This window comes from Paraburkholderia sp. A3BS-1L, assembly GCF_051125215.1.
In the GTDB taxonomy this organism is placed as follows: domain Bacteria; phylum Pseudomonadota; class Gammaproteobacteria; order Burkholderiales; family Burkholderiaceae; genus Paraburkholderia.
On sequence record NZ_CP120442.1, the window covers coordinates 487,552 to 500,065 of the forward strand.

A 12,514-nucleotide genomic window follows, 5' to 3' on the forward strand; every position below is an offset into this window, starting at 1 on the left:
CACGCGGCTCAGAAAGCCGCTATAACCTCTACAACCTCGGCCCCTCGACAGCCGAGCCCTTCCGTGCAGCCTGGTGACGTGCTCGCGCCGCTGCGGAAGAACAAAGACAACTAACAGGAGAAGAGCCTCATGGGAGTGGCCCACGGCAGTACGCTGCTGATTTACGCGGTCGTCGCGATCGCTGCGCTGATCTTCATGATCACGCGCTGGAAGGTTTATCCGTTCCTTGTCCTGATCATCGTTTCGTTGCTGCTTGGCCTTGCTGCCGGCATGCCGATGGATACGATCGTCAAATCGTTCGAAACCGGCAACGGCAATACGCTCGGCCACATTGCCATCGTGGTGGGCCTCGGCACCATGCTCGGCAAGATGATGGCCGAATCGGGCGGCGCCGAGCGCGTCGCCACGACGCTGATCCGCTGGTTCGGCGAGAAGAACATCCACTGGGCGATGATGTTCGTCGCCATCATCGTGGGCTTGCCGGTGTTCTTCGAAGTCGGCTTCGTGCTGCTGATTCCGATCGCGTTCAACGTCGCCAAACGCACGGGCAAATCGCTGCTGCTCGTCGGCTTGCCGATGGTCGCGGGCCTGTCGGTCGTGCACGGCCTGATTCCGCCGCACCCGGCCGCGCTGCTCGCGGTGCAGGCGTATCATGCCGACATCGGCAAGACCATCGCGTACGGCCTGATCGTCGGGATTCCGACCGCGCTCGTCGCCGGTCCGCTGTTCGCGCTGCTCATTCACCGCACGGTCAAGCTGCCCGAGAACAATCCGCTCGCGGACCAGTTCATCGGTGAAATGAAGATCAAGGCCGATCACGAGCTGCCCAGCTTCGGCATCACGCTCTTCACGATTCTGCTGCCGGTGATCCTGATGCTGATCGGCAGCTGGGCCGACCTCGTGTTCACGCCCAAGACCCTGCCGAACAGTCTGCTGCACTTTGTCGGTACTTCGGACGTCGCGCTGCTGATTGCGGTGCTGGTCAGCTTCTGGACCTTCGGCGCGCAACGCGGCTTCAACCGCGCGCAGATCCAGAAGTTCTGCGGCGACTGCCTCGCACCGATCGCGGGCATCACGCTCATCGTGGGCGCGGGCGGCGGCTTCGGCCGCGTGCTGATGGACGGCGGCATCTCGAAGGAGATCGTCGCGGTGGCGCAGTCGGCGCATCTTTCGCCGCTGTTGTTCGGCTGGTTCGTCGCGGCGCTGATCCGTCTCGCGACCGGCTCGGCTACCGTTGCCATGACGACGGCCTGCGGCATCGTCGCGCCGGTTGCGGCCGCGAGCGGCGCGGCTGTGAGCCCCGAACTGCTGGTGCTCGCGACGGGCTCGGGCTCGCTGATCTTTTCGCACGTCAACGACGGCGGCTTCTGGCTGATCAAGGAATACTTCGGCATGACGGTCGGCCAGACGTTCAAGACCTGGTCGCTGTGCGAGACTATTATTTCGCTGATGGGTCTCGGGCTGACCTTTGTGCTGGCGAGCGTGGTGTAAAAAAAAGAGGGCGCAGCAATGATTCTGATCGCGATGGGCGTGTCGGGCGCGGGCAAGACCCGCATCGGCGAGTTGCTGGCCGAGCGCCTGCACTGCAGCTTCACCGACGGCGACGCTTTCCATAGCGAAGCCAACAAGAAGAAGATGCACGACGGCATCCCGCTCACCGACGACGACCGCTGGCCGTGGCTGCGCACGATCCGCGCAGCCATCGAGGAAAAGCAGCGCGCGCAGGAGACGGCAGTGTTCACATGCTCGTCGCTCAAGCGGTCGTATCGCGACATCCTGCGCGGCAGCGACCGCGATGTATTCTTCGTTTATCTGAAGGGCAGCTTCGAGGTGCTGCACGAGCGCCTCGCGTCGCGCACGGGCCACTTCTTCGATCCGTCCTTGCTGCAAAGCCAGCTCGACACGCTCGAAGCGCCGGGACCGGACGAGGCGATCGAGGTGAGCATCGAGCACACGCCCGAACAGATCGTCGATGAGGTGACCAGGCAGCTGGAGACGCGCCGCGCGAGTTGATCGCTGCGCTTTGGGTGGATGTAAAAAAGGCGCTTCGTTCGCAATGAACGAAGCGCCTTTTTGTTGAGACGGCGGGTAGTTGGCTTACGAAATACGCTTGGCCAGTTCCGCCGCCTTGCCGACGTACGAAGCTGGCGTCATCGCCATCAGACGCTGCTTCGCGTCTTCCGGAATCGCAAGACCGCTCACGAAGGTCTGCAGCGCTTCGCGCGTGATGCCCTTGCCGCGCGTGAGCTCCTTCAACTGCTCATACGGGTTTTCGATGCCGTAGCGGCGCATGACCGTCTGCACCGGCTCGGCCAGCACTTCCCACGTGGCGTCGAGATCTTCGTTCAGGCGCAGCGGGTTCACTTCGAGCTTGTCCAGACCGCGGATCAGCGAGTCGTACGCGAGCAGCGAGTAGCCGAACGCGACGCCGATGTTGCGCAGCACCGTCGAGTCGGTGAGGTCGCGCTGCCAGCGCGAGACCGGGAGTTTGTCCGCGAGGTGGCGCAGCGTGGCGTTGGCGAGGCCGAGGTTGCCTTCCGAGTTCTCGAAGTCGATCGGGTTGACCTTGTGCGGCATCGTCGACGAGCCGATTTCGCCGGCCTTGGTCTTCTGCTTGAAGTAGCCGACCGAGATGTAGCCCCACACGTCGCGGTCGAGGTCGAGCAGGATCGTGTTGGCGCGCGCGATGGCGTCGAACAGTTCGGCCATGTAATCGTGGGGCTCGATCTGGATCGTGTACGGGTTGAAGGTGAGCTTCAGGCGCTTTTCGACGACGTCCTTCGAGAACGCTTCCCAGTCGAATTCCGGATACGCCGAGAGATGCGCGTTGAAGTTGCCCACCGCGCCGTTCATCTTGCCGAGCAGTTCGACCTTCTCGATGCGCTGGATCGCACGCGCAAGACGCGCCGCGACGTTGGCGACTTCCTTGCCGAGCGTGGTCGGGCTGGCGGGCTGGCCGTGCGTGCGCGAGAGCATCGGCTGGTCGGCCTGCGCGTGCGCGAGCGCGATGAGGCGCTGATGCACCGAGCGCAGCGCCGGCAGGATCACGTGCTCGCGAGCGCCCGCGAGCATCAGGCCGTGCGAGGTGTTGTTGATGTCTTCCGAGGTGCAGGCGAAGTGGATGAACTCGCTCGCGCGCTCTAGTTCCGGCTGGCCCTTCACCGATTCCTTGAGCCAGTACTCGACGGCCTTCACGTCGTGGTTCGTCACGCGCTCAATGTCCTTGATGCGCGCGGCGTCGTGCGCCGTGAAGTTTTCGGCGAGCTTGAGCAGGAATTGCTCGGAGGCTGCCGAAAAGCGCGGCACTTCCGCGAAACCGGCCTGCGAGAGCGCGATGAGCCAGTGGATTTCGACGGTCACGCGGTTGCGCATGAACGCGGCTTCCGACAACCAGTCGCGCAGGGCTTCGGTTTTCGAGGCGTAGCGGCCGTCGAGCGGGGAGAGCGCGTTGAGCGCGAAGAGGGTATCGGGACGAGTATCGGACATGATGGGGACGTAACGTATGGCGTTACGGTCAGAAAGGAACCGGGGGGAGCCGCATATTTTATCACCACGCTGACAGGGGCCGGAGCGATTCCCCCCAAGCGTGACGCACCGGGGTGCCATCGGATGCCGTACGGGACGATGGTGATATACGAGACGGATATAGAGTGGCGCGGTTTGCGGCTTCAGTCGCTCTTTGTTTTTGCACCTCGCATGAATCACGATATCTCTCCCGCGCCCCGCCATGAGATTGCCGCGCTGCTCGAAGCCGGCCTTGCGCATCACCGCGCCGGCCGGCTGGGCGACGCGCAGGCGTTCTACGCGCGCATTCTCGACCTGCAGCCTGATCATCCCGCCGCGCTGCATTACTTCGGCGTGGTGGCACTCAATCACGGCGACCCCGAACGCGCCGCGCAACTGATGGATCGCGCGCTTGCGCAGGCGCCCGGCGACGCCGAATTGCTGGGCAATCGTGGCGTGGTCGCGGCGCGGCTGGGCGATCACGCGGCCGCTGCCGTGCTGCAACGCAAGGCCATCGAGATCGCGCCCGAGTTTGCGAATGCGCACAACAATCTTGGCAATGCGCTGATGGAACTTGGCGATCTCGCCTGCGCGGAGCAGCACTATCGGCGGGCTCGCTTGCTCGACCCGCACTCGGTGCATTTCGCGTTAAATCTGGGCCGCGCGCTCGAAAAGGCCGGCCGCGCGCCGGAGGCGGTCGCGCAATATCAGGATGCGCGCGCACTCGATCCAGACGACACGAAAACGCTTACGCATCTCGGCAAGCTCCTGCGCCTGGCCAGGGAACACGCACAGGCCGCCGCCTGCTTCGAGCGGATGGCCGTGCTCGAGCCGGAGAACGCCAATGCGCATTTCGAGTTGGGTTACGTCTACGACGCAATGCATCGTTATGCGGAAGCGATTCCTCACTATCGGCGCGCCATGGCGCTCAAGCCCGACGCAGCGGGCGCCGTGAACAATCTCGCGTTCGCGCTCACGGCGCTCGCACGTTACGACGAGGCCGAGGTGAACTATCGCCGCGCGCTCGAAATGTGCCCGGGCTTGCCGGAGCCGCAGTTCCAGCTCGGCATGCTGATGCTGCGCCGCGGCGAATATGCCGGGGGCTGGCCGCTTTTCGAGCACCGCAAGACCACGACGACCGGCAAGGCCAATTACCGCAAGCTGCCGTGCGCCAAATGGCAGGGCGAGCCGCTCGCGGGCAAGCGTTTCCTGATCGCGCGCGAACAGGGCGTGGGCGACCAGATCCAGTTCGTGCGCTACGCGGGTCTGCTCGCGGAGATGGGCGCGCAGGTCGACGCGTGGGTCGCGCCGGAACTGGCCGCGCTCGCCGCGACCGTGCCGGGCGTGGCGAATGTGCTCGACGCCGCGCCGGCCGACGAAGCGATCCGTATGCGCTACGACTACTGGTGCGATGTGATGAGCTTGCCGCTGAAGTTTCCTGGCCGGCCGATCCATGCGCCGGTGCCCTACATGCACGCCGATGCCGCGCAGGCCACCGCCTGGCGCGCGCGCGTAGAGGCCCTCGCGGGCGGCGCGCCGCGCTGCATCGGGCTGGTTTGGGCCGGCAATCCGCTTCACCTGTTCGACACGTTCCGCTCGGTGCCGCTCACGTCCTTGCTGCCGCTCGCCGCGCTCGAGGGCAACGCGTGGTTGGCGATCCAGAAGGGGCCCGGTGCCGCGCAGCTCGCCGAGGTCGCGGGGCGCTGGCCGCTGCACGCGCTCGGCGACGATCTCCACGATTTTGCGAGCACCGCCGCGCTCATCGAAAGCCTCGATCTCGTGATTACCGTCGATACCTCGGTTGCGCATCTCGCGGGCGCGCTCGGCAAGCCGGTGTGGGTGCTGCTTGCCGCACAGCCCGACTGGCGTTGGGGCATGGAGCGCACCGATTCGGTCTGGTATCCATCGGCGCGGCTGTTCCGGCAAACCACGCTCGGCGATTGGGACAGCGTGGTGACCGAACTGAAGGCGGCGCTCACGACCGCTCGAGCCGAGCCGTACCGGGCTGAAAGCATCCCATGCAGGCGCGAGCGGGCCTAGAATGCGGACTTCTCATCCGCACTCTGGCTTCGCATGGAACTCAAATGGCTCGAAGACTTCGTTTCACTGGCGGAGACGCATAGTTTCAGCCGCTCGGCCGAGCTGCGACACGTCACGCAGCCGGCATTCTCGCGCCGCATCCAGGCGCTCGAAGCGTGGCTGGGCACCGAACTTATCGATCGTTCGGTCTATCCCACACGGCTGACTTCCGCGGGCCAGGTGTTCTACGAGCAGGCGCTCGCGATGCTTTCGCAGTTTCACGAAGCGCGCACCGTGCTGCGCGGCCATACCGCCACGCCCGCCGCGACGATCGAATTCGCGGTGCCGCATACGCTCTCGCTCACGTATTTCCCGCGCTGGCTCCAACGTATCGAAGCGAAGCTCGGCCGGATCCACACGCGCCTGCGCGCGCTGAACGTGCACGACGCGGTGCTCTCGCTCGTGGAGGGCGGCTGCGATCTCGTGATGGGCTATCACCATCCGAGCCACCCGGTGACGCTCGACCCCGCGCGCTACGACACGCTCACGCTCGGCATCGAACCCATCAGCCCGTACTCGGCGCCGCAGCGCGCGGGCCGCGCGCGCTATACGCTGCCCGGCACGGCCGATGCGCCCACGCCGTATCTCTCCTACACGCCGAACGCCTATCTGGGCCGCATGACCGAGGTGATCGTCTCCAATGCGCCGGCGCGGCTGTATCTGGACCGCGTCTATGAAACCGACATGGCCGAAGGCCTCAAGGCCATGGCGCTCGCGGGCCACGGCATCGCGTTCCTGCCGCATAGCGCGGTGGAGGACGCCGTCGCGCAGGGCAAGCTGATCCGGCTCGATCGCGGCACGCGCGGCGTGCCTGAGGGCCAGTTCACGATCGACATGGAGATTCGGCTCTACCGCGACAAGCTCGCCTCTCAGGGCGAGGACGCGCGCGAGGCGCTCGTGCGCGCATTGTGGAACGTCGTGAGCGACGAGGTTGCGCGCAACTGAGCACCAACCGGGCGCGACACGTTTTTTCGATTTTGAAAACGTTATGCACGAAATGCATAACGGGATGATCAAACGGCATTGGATTTCGTGTGGGCGTTTTCTGACAATGGCTCCACTTCATCGATCGCCGGAGCGTTCATGTCTTCCCAATCGCAGTCTGCAGTGTCGTCGGTTCCTTCTTACCTTCACGCGGACGATCTTGGTCCGTGGGGCAACTATCTTCGTCAGGTCGACCGCGTGGCGCCGTATCTCGGCTCGCTGTCGCGCTGGCTCGAAACGCTCAAGCGTCCGAAGCGCATCCTGATCGTGGACTGCCCGATCGAACTCGATAACGGCACCGTTGCGCATTTCGAAGGCTATCGCGTGCAGCACAACGTTTCACGCGGTCCCGGCAAGGGCGGCGTGCGTTACCACCAGGACGTTACGCTCTCCGAAGTGATGGCGCTGTCCGCGTGGATGTCGGTGAAGAACGCTGCAGTGAACGTGCCATACGGCGGCGCGAAGGGCGGTATCCGCGTCGATCCGCGCACGCTCTCGCGTGGCGAGCTCGAGCGCGTGACGCGCCGCTACACCAGCGAGATCGGCATCATCATCGGACCGAACACTGACATTCCTGCGCCGGACGTGAACACGAACGAGCAGATCATGGCGTGGATGATGGACACCTACTCGATGAACCAGGGCCAGACGGCCACGGGCGTCGTGACGGGCAAGCCCATCTCGCTCGGCGGCTCGTTGGGCCGGCGCGAGGCAACCGGCCGCGGCGTGTTCGTCGTGGGCTGCGAAGCGGCGCGCCGCAAGGGTCTGTCGATCGAAGGCGCACGCATCGCCGTGCAGGGCTTCGGCAACGTGGGCGGCATCGCCGCACGTCTGTTCCAGGAAGCGGGTGCGAAGATCGTGGCCGTGCAGGATCACACCGGCTCGCTCTACAAGTCGACCGGCATGGACGCAGCGGCGCTGCTCGAGCACGTGGGCAAGAACGGTGGCGTGGCAGGTTTCCCGGGCGCGGACATGCTCAGCAACGAAGAATTCTGGACCATCGAAACCGATATCCTGATTCCGGCCGCGCTGGAAAACCAGATCACCGAGCACAACGCGGGCAAGATCCGCACGAAGATCATCGTGGAAGGCGCGAACGGCCCGACCACGACGGCCGCCGACGACATCCTGCACGACAAGGGCGTCCTCATCATTCCGGACGTCGTGGCGAACGCGGGTGGCGTGACCGTTTCGTACTTCGAATGGGTGCAGGACTTCTCGAGCTTCTTCTGGACCGAGTCCGAGATCAACGAGCGTCTCGAGCGCGTGATGCGCGAAGCATTCACGGCGGTCTGGCAGGTGGCGAGCGAGCAGGGCGTGTCGATGCGTACGGCGGCGTTCATCGTTGCATGTAAGCGCATCTTGATGGCGCGCGAAATGCGCGGCCTGTACCCCTGATCGAAGCGCAACTTCGGAGCGCACCCCCGAAGCGCAAAGCATCCGGCGGCGGTAAAAATTACGTTTTGAATCGTTGCTGAAAGAAGGCAGGCGGCCCTCAAAAAGGGCCGCCTGCTTTTGCATTGGCGGTGTATAAAACATTCATGCCAGCGCCAGGGTCCACCTTAATTCTTTCAATAAAATTACTTTGCTACACTGGCGGCGATTCTTGCCAAGGAGATCAAGGATGAAAATCAAAAAGGCTGCGCTCGTTCTCGCCACCCTCGGTTTCGTTGCCGTGAGCGCACATGCGCAGGACTCGGGCACGCTCAAGAAAATCAAGGACACGGGCGTCATCTCGCTGGGTCACCGTGAATCGTCGATTCCGTTTTCGTACTATGACGACAAGCAGAACGTGGTCGGCTACTCGCAAGACTTCGCGATGAAGATCGTCGAGGCGGTGAAGCAGAAGCTGAATATGCCGAACCTCAAGGTCAAGATGGTGCCGATCACCTCGCAGAACCGCATTCCGCTCGTGCAGAACGGCACGATCGACATCGAGTGCGGCTCCACGACCAATAACGCCGAACGCCAGCAGCAAGCCGCCTTCACGAACACGATCTTCGTGATCGGCACGCGTCTCATGACGAAGAAGGATTCGGGCATCAAGGACTTCGCCGACCTCAAGGGCAAGACCGTCGTGACGACGGCAGGCACGACGTCCGAGCGCCTCCTGCGCAAGATGAACCAGGACAAGAGCCTGGGCATGAACATCATCAGCGCGAAGGACCATGGCGAGTCGTTCATGACGCTCTCCACGGGCCGCGCAGCCGCATTCATGATGGACGACGCACTGCTCGCGGGCGAGCGCGCGAAGTCGAACAATCCTGGCGATTTCGTGATCGTCGGCACGCCGCAATCGCATGAGGCCTACGGCTGCATGATGCGCAAGAACGACCCCGAGTTCAAGAAGGTCGCCGACGACGCCATCGCGAAGGTCGAGACCTCGGGACAAGCCGATGCGATCTACAAGAAGTGGTTCGAATCGCCGATTCCGCCGAAGGGCCTCAACCTGAACTTCCCGGAAAGCGACGACATGAAGGCGCTCTTCAAGAGCCCGAACGACAAGGCAATCGACTGATCTGGGCGAGAAGCCTGATCGGCGTGTAAAACAGAACGGAAGAAGCCGCGCTTCTTCCGTTCTTTTTGTTGGAGGCTCTTCATGTCCTACCACTGGAACTGGGGCATATTGCTCAGCCCGGTCTCGACGGGCGAACCTACCACCTATCTCGGCTGGATCATCTCGGGCCTCTGGGTGACGGTGTCGGTGTCGCTCTGCGCGTGGGTGATCGCGCTCATCGTCGGCTCGTTGTTCGGCGTGCTGCGCACGGTGCCGAACAACTACGCGGCCGCCGCGGGCACCGTCTATGTCGCGATCTTCCGCAACATCCCGCTTATCGCGCAGTTCTTCATCTGGTACTTCGTGCTGCCGGAAATCGTGCCGCCGTCGCTTGGCAACGCGTTCAAGCAACTGCCGCCCGGCGTGCAGTTCTTTACGTCGTCGGTGATCTGTCTCGGGCTCTTCACGGCGGCGCGCGTGTGCGAGCAGGTGCGCTCGGGCATCAACGCGTTGCCGCGCGGCCAGCGCGCCGCCGGTCTCGCGATGGGCTTCACGCAGTGGCAGACGTATCGTTACGTCCTGCTGCCGGTGGCTTACCGCATCATCGTGCCGCCGCTCACCTCCGAGTTTCTCAACATCTTCAAGAACTCGGCGGTGGCGTCGACAATCGGCCTGCTCGATCTTTCCGCGCAGGCGCGCCAGCTCGTCGACTACACCGCGCAAAGCTATGAGTCGTTCATCTCGGTCACGCTCGCCTACGTGCTGATCAACCTGATCGTCATGGCGTTGATGCGCTGGGTCGAGGCGAAGTCCAGGCTGCCCGGCTATATCGGAGGCAAGTGATGCATCATTTCGACTGGAGCGGTATTCCGGGCGCGCTGCCGACGTTGTGGACCGGCGCCATCGTCACCTTCAAGATCACGGTCTGCGCGATCGTCGTGGGGATTCTGTGGGGCACGCTGATCGCGCTCATGCGCCTCTCGGGCGTGAAGCTGCTCGCCTGGTTCGCTCAGGGCTATGTCACGGTGTTCCGCTCGATTCCGCTCGTGATGGTCCTGCTGTGGTTCTTCCTGATCGTGCCGCAGTTCCTGCAGAATGTGCTCGGCCTCTCGCCCGATATCGACATTCGGCTGGCTTCCGCAATGGTCGCGTTCTCGCTGTTCGAGGCCGCGTATTATTCGGAGATCATCCGCGCCGGCATTCAGGCGGTGCCGCGCGGGCAGGTGAATGCCTCGTTCGCGCTCGGCATGCGCTACGGCCAGGCAATGCGCTACGTGGTGCTGCCGCAGGCGTTCCGGGCGATGGTGCCGCTGTTGCTCACGCAGGCCATCGTGCTGTTTCAGGATACCTCGCTCGTCTACGTGATCAGCCTCGCTGACTTCTTCCGCACCGCCACCAATATCGGCGACCGTGACGGAACGATGGTCGAGATGGTACTGTTCGCGGGCGCATGCTATTTCGTGATCTGCGTGATCGCGTCGACCCTTGTGAAAAGTCTTCAGAAAAAGGTCGCAAGATGATTTCAATTAAGAACGTTTCGAAGTGGTACGGCCCGTTCCAGGTGCTGACCGACTGCACGACGGAAGTGAAGAAGGGCGAGGTGGTGGTGGTGTGCGGGCCGTCGGGCTCGGGCAAATCCACGCTCATCAAGACCGTCAACGGACTCGAGCCGTTCCAGCAGGGCGAGATCCTCGTGAACGGCCAGTCGGTGGGCGACAAGCGCACCAATCTCTCGAAGCTGCGCGCGAAAGTGGGCATGGTGTTCCAGCACTTCGAGCTGTTCCCGCACCTGTCGATCACCGAGAACCTCACACTCGCGCAGATCAAGGTGCTTGGTCGCGGCAAGGACGAGGCCACCACGAAGGGCCTGAAGCTGCTCGACCGCGTGGGCCTGCGCGCGCATGCGGACAAATTCCCGGGCCAGCTCTCGGGCGGTCAGCAGCAGCGCGTGGCGATTGCGCGCGCGCTGTCGATGGATCCCATCGCGATGCTGTTCGATGAGCCTACCTCGGCGCTCGACCCCGAGATGATCAACGAGGTGCTCGACGTGATGGTGGAGCTCGCGCAGGAAGGCATGACCATGATGTGCGTGACGCACGAAATGGGCTTCGCCAAGAAGGTCGCGCACCGCGTGATCTTCATGGACAAGGGGCTCATCGTGGAGGACGACCGCAAGGAAGACTTCTTCGCGAATCCGAAGTCGGACCGCGCGAAGGACTTTCTCGCGAAGATCCTGCACTGAGCGTTTCGCGCCGCGAGGCATAAAAAAACCGCGCAGGCCTTCACCGCGCGGTTTTTTCGTTCGGGCATGAGCGCCGCGTCATTCGCCCCAGGTCTGCAAGGCGGCGGCGACTTGCGGGTCCACCGCACCCGGCTGGGCGGCCACGCGCGATGCGCTCGCCGAGGCGTCCGTCGACGGATTCTTGAGCTTGTCGAGCACCTTTTGCGGCACCGGCACGCTCCTGCGCGCGACGACGTCGCCATGCTGGAACATCAGCAGATCGCCGGGGGCGAAGCGCGTCCAGACCTCGTTGTCGGTGAGCGGCGCGGTGGCGATCACCGACACGCGGTCTTCGGGCGTGGTGTATTTTGCGAAGTCGATCGAGACATCGGCATCGACCAGATGCGCAGTGGAAAACGGCCAACTGCGCACGAGGTAGTACAGATGCGTGGAGCAATGGGCGAACAGCGCCTGGCCGTTCGACAGCAGGAAGTTGAACACGCCGAACTGGGTAATTTCGCGCGTGAGCGATTCCAGCGTCGCGAACAGTTCGTCGAGCGGCGGCTGGGTCCCCGGATGAGCCTTGCGCAGGCCTTGCAACAGCGTGCAGAAAGCCAGTTCGCTATCGGTGGTGCCGACCGGCTGATAGACGTCCGTCATGACCGGATTGAAGTCCTGCAGGTCGCCGTTGTGCGCGAAGATCCAGTGGCGGCCCCAGAGCTCGCGCTGGAACGGATGGCTGTTCTCGAGCGACGTATGCCCCTGGGTGGCCTTGCGGATGTGGGCGATGGTGTTGCGCGACTTGATCGGGTAGCGCTTGACCATTTCGGCGATGGGCGAGCGCGCCGACGCCTCGTGGTCGATGAACAGGCGGCAGGCCTTGTCCTCGAAGAATGCGATGCCCCAGCCGTCGGCATGGTGGTCGGTGGCGCCGCCGCGCGCCGCGAATCCTGTGAAGGAGAACGTGACGTCCGTTGGCGCGGCGCAGTTCATTCCGAGAAGTTGGCACATGATGCTTATGGTGCGTACGTAACGCAGGTACGGGGTGCGGGAGCTCTGGCGTGCTCCCCGTGAAAGGCGACCCGGTACAATGACGATTTTCCAAGCATATCACCGGGCCGCGGCGCGCCAGTACGAAATTTGTCGGACGCATTCCCGGCGCTCGCGTAAGCGCACCGGCGCGGTATTGGCGCATGATGGCCGCGTGCGGGTTGCCGCGCGGACTGTCG

The 12,514-nt window shown here is 63.6% G+C and carries 11 protein-coding genes; 9 read left to right on the forward strand and 2 right to left on the reverse strand.

Features of this window, described 5'->3' with window-relative positions:
- Window positions 1-129: 129 nt before the first annotated feature.
- Window positions 130-1,491 carry a gluconate:H+ symporter gene (locus tag P5W99_RS02210; protein WP_421042553.1) on the forward strand — a complete coding sequence of 454 codons (1,362 nt, stop codon included), beginning with the start codon at window positions 130-132 and terminating at the stop codon, window positions 1,489-1,491.
- Window positions 1,492-1,509: 18 nt separating this feature from the next.
- Window positions 1,510-2,013, forward strand: a complete 504-nt coding sequence (locus P5W99_RS02215; protein ID WP_421023015.1) for a gluconokinase — start codon at window positions 1,510-1,512, stop codon at window positions 2,011-2,013.
- Window positions 2,014-2,097: 84 nt separating this feature from the next.
- Here P5W99_RS02215 and purB read toward each other — a convergent pair whose 3' ends face one another.
- Window positions 2,098-3,486 (reverse strand): adenylosuccinate lyase, encoded by a 1,389-nt coding sequence (purB, locus tag P5W99_RS02220; RefSeq protein ID WP_421042675.1) that lies wholly within the window; start codon window positions 3,484-3,486, stop codon window positions 2,098-2,100.
- Window positions 3,487-3,696: 210 nt separating this feature from the next.
- Here purB and P5W99_RS02225 point away from each other — a divergent pair, with 210 nt between their 5' ends.
- The 7 genes from P5W99_RS02225 (at window position 3,697) to P5W99_RS02255 (ending at window position 11,306) form a co-directional block, all read left to right on the forward strand.
- On the forward strand, window positions 3,697-5,544 hold the full coding sequence (locus P5W99_RS02225) for a tetratricopeptide repeat protein (RefSeq protein ID WP_421073485.1): 1,848 nt from the start codon (window positions 3,697-3,699) through the stop codon (window positions 5,542-5,544).
- Between the two features lie 33 nt (window positions 5,545-5,577).
- Entirely contained in the window at window positions 5,578-6,528 is a 951-nt protein-coding gene (locus P5W99_RS02230; RefSeq protein WP_421023018.1) for a LysR substrate-binding domain-containing protein, read from the forward strand.
- A gap of 138 nt (window positions 6,529-6,666) precedes the next feature.
- A complete protein-coding gene (locus P5W99_RS02235) occupies window positions 6,667-7,965 on the forward strand; it encodes a Glu/Leu/Phe/Val family dehydrogenase (protein ID WP_421023019.1) in 1,299 nt (432 codons plus the stop codon).
- A 226-nt stretch (window positions 7,966-8,191) separates the two neighbouring features.
- Complete coding sequence (locus P5W99_RS02240; protein WP_421023020.1) at window positions 8,192-9,085, forward strand: glutamate/aspartate ABC transporter substrate-binding protein; 894 nt, start codon at window positions 8,192-8,194, stop codon at window positions 9,083-9,085.
- Window positions 9,086-9,166: 81 nt separating this feature from the next.
- The gene (locus P5W99_RS02245; protein WP_421023021.1) at window positions 9,167-9,907 is read left to right on the forward strand and encodes an amino acid ABC transporter permease; all 741 of its coding nucleotides are present in this window, start codon (window positions 9,167-9,169) and stop codon (window positions 9,905-9,907) included.
- Window positions 9,907-10,584 carry a glutamate/aspartate ABC transporter permease GltK gene (gene gltK, locus P5W99_RS02250; protein ID WP_421042551.1) on the forward strand — a complete coding sequence of 226 codons (678 nt, stop codon included), beginning with the start codon at window positions 9,907-9,909 and terminating at the stop codon, window positions 10,582-10,584. Before P5W99_RS02245 ends, gltK begins: the two co-directional genes overlap by 1 nt.
- Window positions 10,581-11,306 carry an amino acid ABC transporter ATP-binding protein gene (locus tag P5W99_RS02255; RefSeq protein WP_421023023.1) on the forward strand — a complete coding sequence of 242 codons (726 nt, stop codon included), beginning with the start codon at window positions 10,581-10,583 and terminating at the stop codon, window positions 11,304-11,306. Before gltK ends, P5W99_RS02255 begins: the two co-directional genes overlap by 4 nt.
- A gap of 78 nt (window positions 11,307-11,384) precedes the next feature.
- Here the strand turns inward: P5W99_RS02255 and P5W99_RS02260 are convergent, their stop codons facing one another.
- On the reverse strand, window positions 11,385-12,296 hold the full coding sequence (locus P5W99_RS02260; RefSeq protein WP_421042550.1) for a class II glutamine amidotransferase: 912 nt from the start codon (window positions 12,294-12,296) through the stop codon (window positions 11,385-11,387).
- Window positions 12,297-12,514 lie beyond the last annotated feature (218 nt).